Here is a 16,781-nt window from a genome sequence, read left to right on the forward strand (position 1 = left end):
AATCGCGCTTTTATGGTTTCACCACTCACGCCGCGCTGGGTGTGGAGTCTGCAGGGAGAATGCATGAGTGCTTCTGACGGCGACAGCCGCAGTTCCGACACGGACGACAATGTAAAAGGGAAGAAGAATCGGCTGCACAGCCTCAGGCAGCAGTGGCGGCACTTGCGCAAGGAGGCCCGGGAAAAATCCCACTGGGCCGCAGAGCGCCTTCTGGACAAGCGTATTTGTATTGGCATTACCGGGCTCAGTGGCGCCGGTAAGTCGACGCTGATCACAAGCCTGATCTATCAGCTCAGTCATCCCGACCGGGCCCAACTACCGGGCTTCGCTCCCGCATTGAATGGACGCCTCATAGGCGCCGAACTGCACCCTGCCCTGGATACTGGCCTGCCTCTGTTCGAATATCCGCGTTGTCTGGATGCCCTGACGGCAAATCCGCCGCGCTGGCCGGAGTCCACCCGCGACCTGTCTGCTCTGGAGCTGCACGTACACCTTCGGGGGCGGCGTTTTGGTCGGGATTATCCGCAGAAACTGATTATCGAACTGCGCGATTATCCGGGTGAATGGCTGATGGACCTGCCCCTGCTGCAAATGGATTTTGCTACCTGGTGCCGACATCAGCGGGATCTGCTGGACGGTGCGCCCCGCGCGAGCCTGGCCCCTGACCTGATGGCGCAACTGCAAGGTCTGTCGGCGGAGTCCGTGGTGGATCCCGGGCGAGTGGACAGCCTGTGGCAAAACTACCGGCAGTTTTTGCGGGACTGCCGCAGCGAGCGCAAATTGAGCTACCTGCAGCCGGGCAGGGCACTGCTTGATCATGAGGAGTACGGCTTCTTTCCGCTGCCAGCACTGGGTCACCACTCCGAACAGGAGCTGCTGTCACTACCCGGCGACTGCGTATATAAGGTGCTGGAGGCGCGCTACCGCGCCTACGTGGAAGAAAAGGTCGCCCCTTTTGTTGAGAGCCACTTCCGTCACCTGGATCGCCAGCTTGTGCTGGTGGATTTGATCAGTACCTTGTTTGCGGGCGAGGACTCCCTGGAAGATATGCGCAAGGCGTTCGGCCATATTGCGGATACGTTTCGCTACGGCAGCAGCGGCCTACTGCGAAAGCTTTGGCGTCCACGAATTGATCGTCTGCTCTTCGCTGCGACCAAGGTGGATCAGGTATTGGCCGCCGATCACGACGCCCTGCGTCAGTTGCTGGGTCAGCAGTTGCAGCAGGTTTTTTCCGGCGCACGCCACCGGGGTTTGCCGCTCTATTGCGAAGCAATCGCCGCGGTCCGCTGTTCCAATGAAAGTGTGCGTGATGGCCGGCGCATGCTCGTTGGCCACGGTATGGATGGCCGTTACCTGGGTTTTGAAAACGCGGAAATCATGGCGCACCTGCCGCAGGAAGGTGAGTGGCAGCACTATACCGGCGGGCTGCCGCCGCAATTGCGCCCGCCCGTGGGTATCGGTAAGGAAGGATATTTGCCCCACATTCGCATGGATGCGCTGTTGAATCTGTTGCTGGGAGATAAGGTGTAATGGCTGCTTCTGACGATCAGTTTGAAAACAAGCCCGAGTCTGCTGGGCGCGCAGATGCGTCCAGGCCCCGGCGGCAGACCCGTATCGAAAACCTCGAATCGGAAGAGCCATTGCGGCATGACCGTGTCAGTACGCGAGTAGAGCCTCTGGTTGAAGAACCCGGAGAATTGCCGCGCTCCATAACCACTGGTGAGTCCCTGCCCGACAAGATTTCTTTTTCCGAGCTGCGTCTCCCTGTGTTCCGTCTGCGCCTGTGGAAGCCGGCGTTACTGGCGGCACTGGCACTGACGTTTGGCGCCGTTTTCTGGGAATTGCGCCAGTTCTTCTACTGGGCCGCGGATATGCACTGGAGCCTGGGCCTTTTGGCCGGTGTGATTATTTCCGCACTGGTGCTTACCATGGCAAGCGCCGTATGGGAGTACTTTCGCGCGGGAAAACCTTTGCGAAGATTGCAGAAGACCCAGGAGCTGGCTGCGGAGGTGCGTGACAGTCGCGCGACCGATGCGGTGGATCCGCTCAACCAGCAATTGCGCGAATTATTTGAGGGCAAGCCACAGGGGGCACTGTTGGCACGGGTGCAGGAAGAAACCCCGGATTATTACGACAATAGTGAACTGCTGCGCCACCTCGAGCTGAATTTCTTCGAGGCGCTGGATCAGGAGGCGCTGCGCCGCATTGTTCGCCATGCGACTACCACCGGGGCGTTGGTGGGGCTGAGCCCGTTTACGACATTGGATGTGCTGGTGGCGTTGCGCCAGTCCATGCGGATGATCGACGATGTGGCGCAGATCTATGGGGTGCGCCCATCCATTGTGGTGCGCTGGCGCTTGTTCAAGAAAATTCTCGCATTAGTCGCGTACAGTGGCGCGAGTGAGTATGCCGTGAGCGAGCTATGGCCGGAGTTAGTGGGTGACAGTATGCTCAGCACGGTGTCTGCAAGACTGGGGCAGGGCATGGGGGCGAGCCTGTTTATGGCAAGAATAGGCCTGGCGGCGGTACATAGCTGTCGCCCGATCCCATTTTCGGAAAAGCAACGCCCTCGATTGGGTGCGTTGACCAGGCGAATTGCCAGCAGTTTGAAAGAGCGCATACTGGGTCGGGATAGAAATCTTTGGCCAGAAGGCGCGGAGGGGGGGCATCGGGCCCAAGAGGCTGTTGGGGCCGAGCAAAAGCGGTCTCGGGAGGGTTGAAGCGAGGGCCCCGAGTTGCGGGCCCGACTTCGTGCGCTGTTGAGCTCTTAGGATTACTGGAACTGCTTTTTCATCAGCATCCGTGTGTGATGCTGGTCAACCAGCTCGGCGAGGGTATCGAATCGATTCTTAATGAAGGGCTTCGGATTGTTTACGCCGGTTTCATCCGGAAACTCCACGCCGTCCCGCACCAGTTGCAGCTCCTTGGCCAGGGCCTGCATGGCGGCGAAAATGGCCTTGGTATTTTCCTCGTCGTGAAATATCCGGGTGCTGGCGGTATCTGACAAGTAAGCGTCACATTCGCCAAGCCAATCCGAGCGCTGATTCAGGAAATTGATAGTATTGCGGATTCCGCCCCTGTACTGGGGGTTAAAATTTTCGTTGACGTATTTCCCCAGGCTGCGCATACCGGAATCTACAAACTGCTCCACCAAGGTGTCGCAATAGTTGCCGGTCAGGTAAGAGGGGTGAGTTTTGGCGGCCGCGCTGGTTGCACAGACGGCAAGGATTGTCGCAACGGTTACCCTGAGTACGTCGCGCATGCGCTTTCCAAATGCGGTGGGTAGTGCAAGGAAAATCGACGGTGCTTTAGATGCTTGTGGCGTTTTCATTGTTGAATGCCCTAGTGTTGTTTTCGCTATCAGGCTTGTTTTTGTGATAAACATCACATGAATAACGAAACGCCAATCTTATGTCAACGGCTTTTAAGTATGATTTGTCACTATTGTGCTAATTGCAGAACCAGTGCGCGTTTTTACACTTAATTTAAGTGTAATGGGCGGAGTTTTCCCCGGTATTCCGGCCTGGTGGTTGAAGGTTTTTTGAGCGCTACAGCGCAAAATACAGCTGGAGTAAAACGAGTGGTTTACCACTCAGCGCCAGTGCAAGGAGTGAGATTTGTCTGAATTTGATTTTGATCTGTTTGTGATTGGGGCAGGGTCCGGTGGCGTACGTGCGGCGCGAATGGCTGCGGCCGCGGGTATGCGCGTGGCAGTTGCAGAAGACCGCTATATGGGGGGCACCTGTGTGAATGTTGGTTGTGTCCCCAAGAAGCTCTTTGTTTACGCGAGTAGCTACGGCGAGGCTTTCGAAGACGCGCAAGCCTACGGCTGGGCCGGGCAGACAGATGCGGAATTCGTATGGCCGACGCTGCGGGATAACAACGCGCGAGAAGTCTCTCGCCTCAACGGGATTTATCGCAACTTGCTGGGTAACACCGGCGTTCAGATCATTGATGGCCGGGCAAGACTGACCGGGCGGCAGCAGGTGAGTGTCGGTGATGTCACTTACACTGCCGAGCGCATCTTGGTCGCTACCGGGGGCTGGCCATTTGTACCGGATTTTCCGGGCAGCGAGCATGTGATCACTTCGAATGAGGTGTTTTCGCTGGAAGCTTTCCCGAAGCGGGTGCTGGTGGTTGGCGGTGGCTATATCGCCGTGGAATTTGCCGGTATTTTCGCCGGTTTGGGAGCGGAAGCGCACCTCTCATATCGTCGTGAATTGTTCCTGCGCGGTTTCGACAACGACATTCGCCGCTTTGTCCGCGATGAAATGGGCAAAAAGAAGGTGAATCTGCATTTCAATCACGAGGTTAAGTCGATTGAAAAACAGGCAGGCGGCGCACTGAAGGTGCAAGCTGCGGACGGTAGTGAGTTGGAGGTGGATGCGGTGCTATATGCCACCGGACGCAAACCGAACACTCAGGGGCTCGGGCTGGAAAAGCTGGGTGTTGTACTGCACAAAGATGGCACCATCGGTGTTGACGACAATTTCCGCAGTAGTGTGACGTCGATCTTTGCACTGGGTGATGTTACTGGTGGTCCGGAGCTGACCCCGGTGGCATTGGCGGAGGCGATGGCACTGGTGAAGCACTGGCAGACAGGTAAAACCGCGGAGATCGATTACAACAATATTCCCACAGCCGTTTTCTGCCAGCCCAATATTGGTACTGTGGGGCTGACCGAGGAAGAGGCGCGGCAGTCGGGCGTGCCGGTGATCATCTACAAGTCAGATTTTCGCGCTATGCGTCACTCCGTGAGTGGCCGGGATGAGCGGACATTGATGAAGCTGATCGTGGATGGCAGCAACGACAAGGTAATAGGTGCTCATATGGTCGGGCCCGATGCCGGAGAGATTATTCAGGGCATCGCGGTGGCAATGAAGGCCGGTGCCACCAAAGCCGTATTTGATCAGACCATCGGTATCCACCCCACGGCGGCAGAGGAATTTGTCACCATGCGCACTCCGGTGTCGAAGTGATCTCATCGAATTTATTCGGTTAAAAGATGAAAAAAGGCTGTGCCGGTCGTTCCGGCACAGCCTTTTTTATATGAATTCAATGTCTCCCCAGTTAAGCATTGGCGGGTGAAAGCCCTTCAATGGGCTGGATTATTCAGCCTCCATGGGAGTTTCTAGTGGCGGTACCTGGTGCCGGCGCGTTTTGCGGCGGTCGCCGCGCTCTTTCAGGCAGCGCTCGACGGAGTTGAATGCACCGGTGACCGCGCGATGGATTGAGTCGCTTTCATTGGTGATGGTGACCGGGTTACCGCTCAGGGCAAGTTCTACGGAAGCTTTGTACTGCTTGCCTTTGTGCTTGTGCTGGTGGGGGGCTTCGAGGACCACACGGCTTCGTATGATATCGCCACAATAACGTTCAAGCTTGTGTAGTTTTCTGGATACGGTGTCTGCCAGTGCAGCAGATTTGTCGATATCGCGGAACACAATGTTATCGTAAGGCGCAGATTTCATGGGCACATACCTCCGGTTATAAGGGATCCATGCAGGCCGCTAGTGCGGTTTGCTGAAAGAAGGTAGGGCGCCCTGTAGGGAGTTCTGCTCAGCAGGAAAATCGGATCACCAGAGGTCGCAGTATCAATATTTGCCAAAGTGGCAATGGGTGTGTTTTGCGCCCGGGCCGGTTTCCCAACTGGGTCAGGAGTATCTCCCTGTAGGTCATAATGCGATTCTCAGAAAAAAAATCAAGCGCTCGGATCAATAAAATGTCATAAAAATTTGCTAGTTCACGGGGAACTTTTTTTGGCGCACAGAAGTACAATTTTGAGTCGCAGTCACTGATGGTGAATGATTCTTGTTGGCATGGTCATTGCTGAGTATTTGAGTCTGGGGTACATTGGCCAGCCTCGCGAGAGTCCCGCCGCGTCTCGATTGACTCGGTATATTTCGACTATCACGCGGTCGATCTTGTGGCCTCATGCGATTTCTGAAGTAAAAATTCAAACAACGGACTTTTGACTATGGCGGTAAACCGTGGTGGCGCTCTTGTTTTTGCGAGCGTGTTGGGGGTGTTTGGCTGGTGCGGACTGGTGCTTGGGGCATCATCTCTTACTGCCGAGCAGAACAGGCTTGCGCGTATGGAGCAGTCCCAGGAAAACCGGATGGTGGAACTGGAAGATGTTGAGAACGAAATGCTCGCATACGAATATAAACTCCAGCGTGCCGAGGAGTCACTTGCTAAAGCGCGAGCCAACTACGAACAGAGTCTGATGGCGCTCAAGGCGGCGGAGCGGGAACACAAGCTGGCCGCAAACTCAGATACGGAGCGCGCGTTGCACAAGGCGAAGCACGCCTATGCGATGGCGGAGCGCGGCGTAGACAGTCGCAACCGCCGGGTAGAAATCGTTCAGTCTACGTTCGGTGACCTGGAGACCCGCCTCAAGGAATCCCGCAATTCTGTCGCTACCGGCAAGGCCCGTCTCGATCAGCAGCAGGCGCTGGTCGACAAGCTGGTCAAGGCCATGCTGGTGAAGGTGGAAGAGCAGAAGAAGGCGGAGAAAGCAGTGGCAGCCGCACCAGCGGTCAGTGCCCCGGTGATTCCGGAGCCCAGTCTTGCGTCCCTGGAGCCGGTGGCCCCAGCGATGCCGCAGCCGGAAGCGGCGGAGCCGGCGGCAGAGGTTGCCGTGGAGCGTGAAATTGACCCTGAGCTGCTGGAATACGTGCGCGGCGAACGAGAGCGTCTGGAGAAGCTTCTGGGAGAGCTGGAAGAGGGGGAAGAGGGTAAGCAGACTTTTCGTAGCCTGACCCTTCGCCCTTCCGGCGCAGAGGATATTGACTTCGAATTCCTCGGCCAGAATCAGTATCGGGTAGTCGCGCCGGTGAGTGCGGGTCGCCAGACGTACAAAATCAATTCCTGGCGTTTCCGTCGCACCATCCCGTCTGATGACGATGGGGTGCGCTACGTGTTCATTTTCGATGCGCGACGTCTGTCGCGGCCGCGACTGGTAATGTACCCCGAGTATGTGCTGTCCAGGCTGGACTAGTCGGTCAAGCTAATAAAAAAGCCCGCATCGCGGGCTTTTTTTATGCCCGGGCCGTGGGTGTCAGGTGGGCGTTAAGTGGGTTTACTGCCCAAAGAAAGTGACAGCAGTGGTTGATACTGGCTGCCACCGGGGGCCAGCAGGCTGTGATACAGGGTGAGGTTGTTCAGTGCGCAAATGAAATCTGCTGGAACCGCCGGCAACCTGGAAAAGCCGCTGCGACTTCTGGCGAGAGTAAAGTGCGGGCGGAATAATTTGCGCTCTGGCGTTTTGCCGATCGCGGTCATCATCTCCCGGCATTTGCCGTGAAGGGCTGCCAGAGCCGGCGTAGGTAGTAATTCCGCCGCCAGCATTTTGGCCCTGTCGCGGGGAAACGGGTGTGTGCTGACAATCTGTCCGGAACACGGGGGAGTCTCCATGGCGATCTCCTGCAGGGCGCCTTCGATGGTTTGCAGGTGGCGCGGTTCGGTATCGCCAAGGAACGCAAGCGTCAGGTGGCGATTGCTGCCTCCAATCCAGCGGCAGTCTCGCGGCATTTTAAGCCCCTGTAGATGCGCACAGGTGGCGTCGAGAAAGCGCTGGGTTGCGGCATCGGGCGCAATCCCGACAAAGAGCCGCACCGGTTCTGCGGGGGAACTTCCATCCCTCCACTGCTCCAGTGTTTCTTCGCGGCCAAATTTTTTTTTCATTTTTTTATTTGGATCCCTTGAAGGCGGATACGCAGCCCCTATATCTGATTGTGAGGGCGGTAGGCTCGACAGAGGTGCCTCCCCTCTACTCGGTGACTTTCAATAACTGGCAATAACTTTCCGTTATTTGCAGTCAAAGTCAAATGGCTTTCCGATAGTCGCTGAGCGTGAACGCCTGGTACAGCGTGTACAGGTAATTTTTTAAATATTGCTCTGAATTGAGGATATAACAATGCGTAATCTTGATCTTTCTCCCCTATACCGTTCTGCCATCGGCTTCGATCGTCTGGCCAGCCTGCTGGATACCATGAACACCAGTGAGCAGAATCAACCGGCGTATCCACCTTACAATATTGAATTGACGGGTGAAGATGCCTATCGAATTTCCATGGCCGTTGCCGGTTTTGACCAGTCTGAGCTGGATATTCAAGTGGAACAGAATCGCCTGACCGTCAGTGGCAAAAAGCCCGCCGAAGAAGGCAAGCGCAACTTCCTCCATCGCGGTATTGCCGCGCGTAATTTCGAGCGACGCTTCCAGCTCGCTGACCACGTGCGGGTAACCGATGCCCAGTTGTCGAATGGGCTGTTGCATATCGAGCTGGTGCGCGAAATCCCGGAAGCAATGAAGCCGCGCAAAGTTGAAATATCCAGCGGTAACCTGCTTCAGGCTGGGCAGTCTGAACCGTCCGGTGCGCAAGCACAAAGTGCTCGTGCCGATGAACAAGCTGCCTGATCGTGACGTCTGAGCCCGAAACGGATCCTGTACCAGGATCGGTGTCTGTGACACCTGGATATTCGGGCTCCTGCCCACTGTGCCGCCATTCGGCGGCACAGTTTTATCACCGGGATAAATTCCGCGAGTATTTCCAGTGCGATCAGTGCGCGCTGGTGTTTGTTCCCTCTCAGTTCCACCTCTCGCCACATGCTGAAAAGGCGTATTACGAGTTACATGAAAACAGCCTGGAAGATGCGGGATACCGTCGTTTTCTGGAGCGCTGTGCAATGCCTCTGTTAGCGCGCCTGTCTCCTCATTCCCGCGGGCTCGATTATGGCTGTGGCCCGGCGCCGCTGCTGGCCAGAATCCTTGAAGAGCACGGGCACCAAGTTTCCGTTTACGATCTGTACTTTCAGCCGGATGCTTCTGTGCTGGATGGCTGTTTTGATTTTATTGTCAGCACTGAAGTAATTGAGCACCTCGCGAACCCGATGGCGGTGCTGGATTTGCTGTGGCAGCGAATCGAGGTTGGTGGTGTGCTGGCGCTGATGACCAAAATGGTGGCGTCTCCACAGCGTTTCGCCAATTGGCACTATATTCGCGATCCCACACACATCGTCTTTTTCAGCGCCGAAACCTTTCACTGGCTAGCCAAGCGTTTCTCCGCAAGCGTCGAGTTCAGTGGTTCCGATGTGATTTTCCTGACCCGTACCCGGTAAATGTTCGACTGGCGGTCGCCGGAGAGTTTATCGTTCCGCGATTCGATGAAGTCGGGTTGCCGCTTTATCAGGTGTTCACCCTGAAAAGCTTCGCGCGCACAGTAGTGCGATATTCACTGGGTGTCGTAGAGAGGAATTTTTTGAACAGGGCCGTGAAATGGCCCATATCCTGGTAGCCGACTTTCTCGGCGATCTCATTGACCGACAGGTTGCTTGATTGCAGAAGTTCGCGGGCCATGTCCACCCGTACATTCTGAAGGTACTGGAGTGGTGTCTGGCCTGTGGCCAGCTTAAAGCGACGATTAAACGAGCGCACGCTCATGTCAAAGTACTTGGCCACTTCGCTGAGTTTTACGTCTTCACTGCAGTGCTGCTTAAGCCAGGTTTGGGCCTGCACGATTTCTTCGTCCGGGTGCAGATGAACGGCACCCTCCGAATAGGCAATTTCCTCAAAGGGTCGACGGATTTCGTGGGAGAAATTGCGCTCTACATGGCTGGCAATGGCGGGGCCATAGAGTTGCCGTATCAGGTGTACGGTCACATCCGCCAGTGCGTTGACGCTGGCAGCACAGAACAGCTTGTTGGCCTGGGTGATAAAGTACTGGCGTTTGAGTTTCACTTCCGGATAGTCGGCAGCGAACTGATCAAAGTAATGCCAGTGCGTGGTGGCCGGTTTTCCATCCAGCAAGCCCGCTTCCGCGAGAAAGCACACGCCGGTACCCACGGCACTGATTGCGGCACCTTTCTCTGCCTGTTCCGTAAGCCACCTGAGTAGCGGTTTGCTGCGGCGCAGGGCGGGGCGGGGGTTCCGCCAAAGGGCAGGGAGGTAAATAATATCGCTGTCTGGCGCATCGGCCAGCGCCAGGTCCGGCGCCAGGGAAAAGCCCGAGCGGGACTGTACCGGCTTGCCGTCGATACTGACGGTGACCAGATTCAGCGCTTCGTTATTTTTGTCTCCTTTCACCTCGGTGCCGGCTGCATCCTGCTTCTTCACATCCCGCATTGCTCGTTTGCGCTCGACGCGAGCGCGGCTCTCCGCTCCGCGCAGCATTTCCAGTGGCAAGACTGTCCCGGTGGAAAGCATCTGATCGAGGAGCATAAAGGTGACGGTGGGCATGGGTAACTCTCTGCGTACTTCGTTCGACGAATGCACCAGCGGGGTGCGGTTGCTCTCTCGCTATCGGTCGTAGCGAACGGCGAGAAGCTGGACACCGGGTCAGGAATGGCCAGATGCTCAAATTTGCTGGCCAGTATGCCCATAACGAGGCCGAATCGCCAGCCCATACACTGGCGCACCATCGAATTTACTCAAGAATTCGACTCGTTTCTGGATCAGGCTGGAGGTCAGGATGCAGCGCCTACCCGTAATAACCGCGTTCGGGGGATTCAATCCCGCCGGTCGCAGCTCATTTCATCGCGGCTACAAGCGGCTGGTGCTCGACAATCTCGGCGCATCGGAGCGCACGGATGTACTGTCTGACCTCGCTGCTTTGATGGGGTTGCGCACCGGCGATGCGGCGCAGGGCGCGCTGAGCCCGGAGCTGGAGCAGCAGGTACTGCAGGGTACCCTGGTGCGGGAGCTGGAGTCGCGCTTCTACGATTACCGCAATTGCCATTTCCACCAGGCTGCGGACCTGAAGAGTGAAAACGGGTTCAGCTTTGAAATGTCTGCGCGTCAGTTGCCGAACCCGCTGCCGGCAGACTGGAAGCTTGAAACCCTTGAGAACGGTCGCGTGCGTGTACACGCCGCCAGCCTTTCCGTCATGCTGGACAGCCATCGGGAGATTTCGGTGGCCTCTGCGGGGCAGCTTCCCACCGGCTTCGAGCCCGGCCAGCAATACAATTCGCGTTTTCATCCGCGCGGCCTTCAGTTGGCAATCCTCGGGGCTTCTGACGCGGTGCAGTCCCTGGGCATTGACTGGGAGCTGGTGTCAGAGAAGGCGGGGCCCGACAAGATTTCCGTGTACGCCAGTTCTGCCATGAGTCAGCTGGATACCAATGGCAATGGTGGGTTGCTGCAATCCCGTTTGCGCGGTGGCCGTGTTAGCTCCAAACAGCTGGCTCTGGGGTTGACCAGCATGCCGGCGGATTTCGTGAACGCCTATGTTCTGGGAAGTGTAGGCACCACCGGAGCGGTTGCCGGCGCCTGTGCTACTTATCTGTACAATCTGCGTGCTGCGGTGGAAGACATTCGCTGTGGCCGCGCGCGGGTTGCCGTCGTGGGTGCTGCCGAAGCGCCGCTGGTCCCGGAAGTGGTCGATGGTTACACGACCATGGGGGCGCTGGCGAATCTGGATGGTCTACGCAAGATTTTCGGCGACGAGATCGATTTCCGTCGTGCCAGTCGCCCGTTTGGTGAAAACTGCGGTTTCACCCTCGGCGAGGGCAGTCAGTGGGTTGTGCTGATGGACGACGAACTGGCGCTGGAATTGGGCGCGCCCATTCATGGCGCTGTTGCAAACGTGTTCGTCAATGCCGACGGCCCCAAGAAATCCATCTCCGCGCCCGGTCCCGGCAATTACTTGACGGTGGCGCGCGCCATGTCTGAAGTTCGCGCGATTCTCGGTGAAGAAAGCCTTCGTCATCGCAGCTTTGTACAGGCGCACGGCTCCAGTACCCCGCAGAACCGGGTGACCGAGTCAGCGATTTTTGATCGGCTCGCCGGCGCTTTTGGTATCGAGGGCTGGCCCGTGTGCGCGGTGAAGGCGTTTCTCGGCCACACCGTCGCTGCAGCCAGCGGCGATCAATTGATTACCAGCCTGGGCATCTTCAACCGCGGTATCCTGCCGGGTATTACGACCATTGATAAAGTTGCGGACGACGTGCACCACGAGCACCTGTCCCTGTCTATGGCGCATGTGGAGCGCGACCCGGAATCTCTGGACGTGGCCTTCCTGAACTCCAAGGGTTTTGGCGGCAATAATGCGACCGCCAGTGTCCTGGCTCCCCATATTACGGAAAAAATGCTGGCAAAACGCCACGGCGAACAGGCCATGAGCGCTTACCGCAAGCGTAGCGAGGCGCCGGCAGAACGATCTGCAGCCTATGATGCGCGTGCCAGCCGCGGGGACCTGGATGCGATTTATCGCTTTGGTGAGGGCCTGATTGACGAGTCCGGGATTACCCTGGATGGCGCACAGATGTCCCTGCCGGGTGTTGCCGGGAGTGTATCCCTGCCGGATGAAAATCCGTTCGCTGATATGGTGTGACCGCAAACCGGGTGCTGTGCTGCAGCACCATCTACCGGTAGACTTCCTGTTTTAGGTGCCTCTCTTGTCGAGGTGCAGGGGGCAGGCAGTCAGGCGGGGCCAGATGACGGAAAAGGAAGCGAAAACGGTAACGGCAGATGCTGCCGGTGGCGATGATGTTGGTGCAAGGCTGAAATCCGTGCGCCAGATGCACGGCTGGTCCCAGCGCGAAATGGCCAAGCGCGCGGGGGTCACCAATGCCACTATCTCCCTGATCGAGCAGGGGCGTGTCAGTCCCTCCGTCGGTTCCCTCAAGAAAGTGCTGAACGGCATCCCCATGTCGCTGGCCGACTTTTTTACTTTTCAATTTGACAGTCAGCCTCAGGTGTTTTTTCGCGCGACGGAGATGCCCAATGTCGGGCCCGGTCCAATCCAGTACCGGCTGCTTGGTGCTGGCAATACCCAGCGCAATATGTCGATTCTCTATGAGGTTTATCCCCCGGGCGAAGACACCGGACCAGAGTTACTGAGCCACGATGGCGAAGAGGGCGGCATTGTGGTGTCCGGCGAGCTTGAGGTGACCGTTGGCGGAGAGGTTGCTCTGCTTGGGCCTGGTGATGGTTACTATTTTAATAGCCGGCGCCCGCATCGCTTTCGCAACCCGGGAGATTGCGATTGTGTGCTCGTTAGTGCCAACAACCCACCGAGTGTGTGAGCAGTTTCTATATTCTTTTTACCTTTCCGCAAATGCTCCCATGGTTGAGTCGCTTTGATTGTTGTTTCTTGCGACAGTTTGGTTGAAATTTGTACTCCGGGAGTGCCGGGCCGCCATTCGCGCATCAAACCGGACAGTAGATATGGCGGAAATGGTATTCAAACGAGCGTTTTAATCTGGCTATACTTGGGCGTTGACCGATTTTGGTGAATGCGTCATCAGCTGGTTACAGCTGCGCCTTACTCTTGGCGAAAGGCAATCCCGAAATCTGTCTTGCTCAACCCGACCCCCGGACCGGTGTATTCCCTGGAGTTGCACCGCGATCACCAATAAATGAGGTCAATAATGTTATTTAGTGGCAAAGCGCTATCCGTGCAGATGCTGGACAACGGCATCGCGGAATTGAAATTCGATCTGGAAGGCGAGTCCGTCAACAAATTCAATCGTCTCACGGTATCGGAATTTTCCGAGGCACTGGACGCGATTGAAAAGGCCGGCAACATCAAAGGCCTGTTGCTGACAAGTGGTAAAGGCGTATTTATCGTCGGTGCGGACATTACCGAGTTTGGCGGAGCTTTCTCTGCTGGACCTGAAGGTATCTCCGGACTGATGAACAAGAACAACGAAAATATCAACCGTCTGGAAGACCTGCCTTTCCCTACCGCGGTCGCCATCAACGGCTATGCCCTCGGCGGCGGCTTTGAGGTCTGCCTGGGTTGTGACTTCCGTGTGATGGGTGACAAGGCCAAAGTTGGTCTGCCAGAAGTGAAGCTGGGACTGATTCCGGGCTGGGGCGGTACCGTACGCCTGCCGCGGGTAGTCGGTGTTGATGTTGCCGCTGAGTGGATTGCCGCGGGTAAGGAGCAGCGCCCGGATGCCGCACTTGCTGCGCACGCTGTGGACGCCGTTGTTCCTACCGAACAATTAAAAGACGCTGCACTGAAGCTGCTGACTCGTGCAATCGACGGTGCTCTGGATTACAAGCAGCGTCGCGAGATCAAGAAATCCCCGATCCCTCTGAACGATACCGAAGCCCTGATGGCGTTTTTCACTACCAAGGCGTTTGTGGGTCAGCAGGCTGGCCGCAACTATCCGTCACCGGTGAATGCGGTTACCTCAATCGAGCAGGGCTACAAAGTCGGCCGCGATGAAGCGCTGAAGATCGAGCAGGAGCAGTTTATTGCCAGCGCTCAGACGGATACCGCCAAGTCTCTGGTTGGCCTGTTTCTGAATGATCAGAAGGTCAGCAAGGTAGCGAAAGGCTGGGAGAAAAAGTCTGACAAGGACATCGAGCGCGCCGCGGTACTGGGTGCCGGTATCATGGGTGGCGGTATCGCCTACCAGTCTGCCTATAAAGGCACGCCGATCAAAATGAAGGATATTGCTCAGGAAGGTATCGACCTGGGTCTGAAGGAAGCCGGCAAGCTTCTCACCAAGCTGGTCGATCGCGGTCGTATGACTCCGGCTAAAATGGCGGAAACCCTGAACCGTATTGAGCCGACCTTGAGTTATGACGGTTTCGACGATGTGGACATTGTCGTTGAGGCAGTGGTGGAAAATCCGAAAGTGAAGCACGCGGTGCTGAAGGAAGTGGAAACCAAGGTTTCTGACGATACTGTCATCGCTTCCAATACTTCGACTATCTCCATCGACTCACTGGCGGAGCCGCTTTCCCGTCCGCAAAATTTCCTCGGTATGCATTTCTTCAACCCGGTGCACAAAATGCCGCTGGTGGAAGTAATCCGCGGTGAGAAGACGTCTGAAACTGCCGTTGCCCGCGTTGTGGCCTATGCCAACAAAATGGGCAAGAAGGCGATTGTGGTGCGCGACTGCCCAGGATTCCTGGTAAACCGCGTTCTCTTCCCGTACTTCGCCGGCTTTGCGATGCTGGTGCGCGACGGCGCCGACTTCCAGCAGGTCGATAAGGTTATGGAGCGCTGGGGCTGGCCGATGGGCCCGGCTTACCTGATGGATGTTGTTGGTATCGATACCGGCGTCCACGCCGAGAAAGTAATGGCAGAAGGTTTCCCGGAGCGCATGGGTAAAACGTTCACTGCCGCGTCTGACGTAATGTACGAAGCTGGGCGTTACGGCCAGAAAAACGGCAAAGGCTTCTACGTCTACGAAGAAGACAAGAAAGGCCGTCCGAAAAAAGTGGCTACGGAAGAGGCCTATGAGCTGCTGAAGCCTCATGTGGCAGAGCGCCGTGAATTTGAAAACGACGAAATCATCGAGCGCATGATGGTGCCTATGGCTACCGAGCTGGCTCGCTGCCTGGAAGAAGGGATTGTGGACTCTCCTGCAGAAGCGGATATGGCACTGATCTACGGCATCGGCTTCCCGCCGTTCCGCGGTGGTATCTTCGCCTGGCTGGACAGCATCGGTCTGGACAACTTCGTGAAGATGGCTGAAAAGCACAGCGACCTGGGTGAGCTGTACAAGCCCACCGAAGGCATGCGCGAAATGGCCGCCAGCGGCAAAACCTACTACGGCGACAAGTAAGGAGAGTTTCCATGAGTCTGAATCCTAGAGATGCCGTAATCGTCGACTATGCGCGTACCGCCATGGGTCGATCCAAGAACGGTGTATATCGCCATGTGCGCGCAGACGATATGTCTGCCGAGCTGCTGAAAAAGTTTTTGCAGCGCAATGAGAAGCTGGATCCGAAAGAGATCGACGACGTGATCTGGGGCTGCGTGATGCAGCGTGACGAGCAGGGCTTTAACGTCGCCCGTATGATCGTGCTGCGCGCCGGCCTGCCACACACTGTTCCGGCACAGACGGTTAACCGCCTGTGTGGTTCCTCCATGTCTTCCCTGCACACCGCTGCTGCTAGCATTCAGGCGGGTCTGGGTGATGTGTATGTGGTTGGTGGTGTAGAGCATATGGGCCACCTGAACATGATGGAGCATGTCAGCCCCAACCCGATGCTGGGCCGCTATATGGCGAAGGCTGCCGGGTCCATGGGTATGACCGCTGAATACCTGGCGATGATGCACGGCATCCAGCGTCAGCAGATGGATGAGTTCGGTGCCCGTTCTCACCAGCACGCAGCCAAGGCCACCAAGGAAGGGAAGTTCAATCGCGAAATTATCGCCATTGAGGGCCACGATGACGATGGCGTACCCATGCTGGTGGAGACTGACCAGACCATCCGTCCGGATACCACCGTCGAAGGTCTGGCTCAATTGAGACCGGCCTTCGATCCGAAGCACGGCCAGGTGACTGCGGGAACCTCCTCGCAGATCACCGACGGTGCATCGGTGATGTTGGTGATGTCCGCGGAGCGTGCACAGGCGCTCGGATTGACGCCGATTGCGAAGGTTCGTGAGATGGCACTGGCAGGCGTAGACCCGTCCATCATGGGTTACGGTCCTGTACCCTCCACGCAGAAGGCTCTGAAGAGTGCCGGCCTGACCATCGAAGATATCGACAAGGTCGAGTTGAACGAGGCTTTTGCGGCACAGGCGTTGCCGGTGCTCAAGGACCTCAATCTGCTGGATGCGATGGACGAGAAGGTCAACCTGTACGGCGGCGCCATCGCTCTGGGTCACCCGTTTGGCTGTTCCGGCGTCCGTATCACCGGCACGCTGCTGTCTGTGATGCAGAACGAGGGCGGTGACCTGGGTGTCTCCACCATGTGTATCGGTCTGGGGCAGGGTATCACCACCATTGTTGAGCGGGTTTAACTCCCGGCTACTCAACCTGTGCCTGATCAAAACGGGGCGCCCGAAAGGGCGCCCCGTTGTTTTTCAGGCCCA

14 protein-coding genes are annotated in these 16,781 nt (G+C 56.8%); 10 read left to right on the forward strand and 4 right to left on the reverse strand.

Annotated features, from left to right (window positions below; translation table 11 throughout):
* The first annotated feature begins 63 nt into the window (after positions 1-63).
* Both LC059_RS13220 and LC059_RS13225 read left to right on the forward strand, forming a co-directional pair.
* Positions 64-1,530, forward strand: a complete 1,467-nt coding sequence (locus LC059_RS13220) for a YcjX family protein (RefSeq protein ID WP_226704342.1) — start codon at positions 64-66, stop codon at positions 1,528-1,530.
* Complete coding sequence (locus tag LC059_RS13225) at positions 1,530-2,720, forward strand: TIGR01620 family protein (RefSeq protein ID WP_226704343.1); 1,191 nt, start codon at positions 1,530-1,532, stop codon at positions 2,718-2,720. The genes LC059_RS13220 and LC059_RS13225 overlap by 1 nt, the downstream gene beginning before the upstream one ends.
* Before the next feature lie 53 nt (positions 2,721-2,773).
* Here LC059_RS13225 and LC059_RS13230 read toward each other — a convergent pair whose 3' ends face one another.
* Entirely contained in the window at positions 2,774-3,262 is a 489-nt protein-coding gene (locus LC059_RS13230; protein WP_226704344.1) for a hypothetical protein, read from the reverse strand.
* 355 nt (positions 3,263-3,617) lie between these two features.
* On the opposite strand from LC059_RS13230, the gene gorA reads away from it, so the two are divergent.
* The gene (gene gorA, locus LC059_RS13235; protein WP_226704345.1) at positions 3,618-4,979 is read left to right on the forward strand and encodes a glutathione-disulfide reductase; all 1,362 of its coding nucleotides are present in this window, start codon (positions 3,618-3,620) and stop codon (positions 4,977-4,979) included.
* A gap of 129 nt (positions 4,980-5,108) precedes the next feature.
* Here the strand turns inward: gorA and LC059_RS13240 are convergent, their stop codons facing one another.
* Entirely contained in the window at positions 5,109-5,468 is a 360-nt protein-coding gene (locus LC059_RS13240; protein ID WP_226704346.1) for an HPF/RaiA family ribosome-associated protein, read from the reverse strand.
* 506 nt (positions 5,469-5,974) lie between these two features.
* Between LC059_RS13240 and LC059_RS13245 the strand changes: the two genes are divergently transcribed.
* On the forward strand, positions 5,975-6,997 hold the full coding sequence (locus LC059_RS13245) for a hypothetical protein (protein ID WP_226704347.1): 1,023 nt from the start codon (positions 5,975-5,977) through the stop codon (positions 6,995-6,997).
* A gap of 71 nt (positions 6,998-7,068) precedes the next feature.
* On the opposite strand, the gene thpR is transcribed toward LC059_RS13245, so the two are convergent.
* The gene (gene thpR, locus LC059_RS13250) at positions 7,069-7,683 is read right to left on the reverse strand and encodes an RNA 2',3'-cyclic phosphodiesterase (RefSeq protein ID WP_226704348.1); all 615 of its coding nucleotides are present in this window, start codon (positions 7,681-7,683) and stop codon (positions 7,069-7,071) included.
* 232 nt (positions 7,684-7,915) lie between these two features.
* Between thpR and LC059_RS13255 the strand changes: the two genes are divergently transcribed.
* Together LC059_RS13255 and LC059_RS13260 are read left to right on the forward strand one after the other, a co-directional pair.
* A complete protein-coding gene (locus LC059_RS13255) occupies positions 7,916-8,416 on the forward strand; it encodes an Hsp20 family protein (RefSeq protein WP_226704349.1) in 501 nt (166 codons plus the stop codon).
* Positions 8,417-8,463: 47 nt separating this feature from the next.
* Positions 8,464-9,117, forward strand: a complete 654-nt coding sequence (locus tag LC059_RS13260; protein ID WP_226704350.1) for a class I SAM-dependent methyltransferase — start codon at positions 8,464-8,466, stop codon at positions 9,115-9,117.
* Between the two features lie 67 nt (positions 9,118-9,184).
* Here the strand turns inward: LC059_RS13260 and LC059_RS13265 are convergent, their stop codons facing one another.
* On the reverse strand, positions 9,185-10,234 hold the full coding sequence (locus tag LC059_RS13265) for a GlxA family transcriptional regulator (RefSeq protein ID WP_226704351.1): 1,050 nt from the start codon (positions 10,232-10,234) through the stop codon (positions 9,185-9,187).
* 232 nt (positions 10,235-10,466) lie between these two features.
* On the opposite strand from LC059_RS13265, the gene LC059_RS13270 reads away from it, so the two are divergent.
* From LC059_RS13270 to fadA, 4 genes are all read left to right on the forward strand, one after another.
* Positions 10,467-12,326 (forward strand): beta-ketoacyl synthase N-terminal-like domain-containing protein, encoded by a 1,860-nt coding sequence (locus LC059_RS13270; protein ID WP_226704352.1) that lies wholly within the window; start codon positions 10,467-10,469, stop codon positions 12,324-12,326.
* Between the two features lie 103 nt (positions 12,327-12,429).
* Positions 12,430-13,020: a cupin domain-containing protein gene (locus tag LC059_RS13275; protein WP_226704353.1), complete on the forward strand. Its 591-nt coding sequence runs from the start codon at positions 12,430-12,432 to the stop codon at positions 13,018-13,020.
* Between the two features lie 345 nt (positions 13,021-13,365).
* Positions 13,366-15,522, forward strand: coding sequence for a fatty acid oxidation complex subunit alpha FadB (gene fadB, locus LC059_RS13280; RefSeq protein ID WP_226704354.1), 2,157 nt, complete (start codon positions 13,366-13,368; stop codon positions 15,520-15,522).
* An 11-nt stretch (positions 15,523-15,533) separates the two neighbouring features.
* Positions 15,534-16,709: an acetyl-CoA C-acyltransferase FadA gene (gene fadA, locus LC059_RS13285; protein WP_226704355.1), complete on the forward strand. Its 1,176-nt coding sequence runs from the start codon at positions 15,534-15,536 to the stop codon at positions 16,707-16,709.
* Positions 16,710-16,781: the final 72 nt, after the last annotated feature.

Origin of the sequence: Microbulbifer elongatus (assembly GCF_020524885.1) — a bacterium.
GTDB lineage: Bacteria > Pseudomonadota > Gammaproteobacteria > Pseudomonadales > Cellvibrionaceae > Microbulbifer > Microbulbifer elongatus_A.

Coding starts and splice junctions, on each gene's coding strand:
- LC059_RS13220 (WP_226704342.1), top strand. CDS start 64: ATGAGTGCTTCTGACGGCGACAGCCGCAGTTCCGACACGGACGACAAT.
- LC059_RS13225 (WP_226704343.1), top strand. CDS start 1,530: ATGGCTGCTTCTGACGATCAGTTTGAAAACAAGCCCGAGTCTGCTGGG.
- LC059_RS13230 (WP_226704344.1), bottom strand. CDS start 3,262: ATGCGCGACGTACTCAGGGTAACCGTTGCGACAATCCTTGCCGTCTGT.
- LC059_RS13240 (WP_226704346.1), bottom strand. CDS start 5,468: ATGAAATCTGCGCCTTACGATAACATTGTGTTCCGCGATATCGACAAA.
- LC059_RS13245 (WP_226704347.1), top strand. CDS start 5,975: ATGGCGGTAAACCGTGGTGGCGCTCTTGTTTTTGCGAGCGTGTTGGGG.
- thpR (WP_226704348.1), bottom strand. CDS start 7,683: ATGAAAAAAAAATTTGGCCGCGAAGAAACACTGGAGCAGTGGAGGGAT.
- LC059_RS13255 (WP_226704349.1), top strand. CDS start 7,916: ATGCGTAATCTTGATCTTTCTCCCCTATACCGTTCTGCCATCGGCTTC.
- LC059_RS13265 (WP_226704351.1), bottom strand. CDS start 10,234: ATGCCCACCGTCACCTTTATGCTCCTCGATCAGATGCTTTCCACCGGG.
- LC059_RS13270 (WP_226704352.1), top strand. CDS start 10,467: ATGCAGCGCCTACCCGTAATAACCGCGTTCGGGGGATTCAATCCCGCC.
- LC059_RS13275 (WP_226704353.1), top strand. CDS start 12,430: ATGACGGAAAAGGAAGCGAAAACGGTAACGGCAGATGCTGCCGGTGGC.
- fadB (WP_226704354.1), top strand. CDS start 13,366: ATGTTATTTAGTGGCAAAGCGCTATCCGTGCAGATGCTGGACAACGGC.
- fadA (WP_226704355.1), top strand. CDS start 15,534: ATGAGTCTGAATCCTAGAGATGCCGTAATCGTCGACTATGCGCGTACC.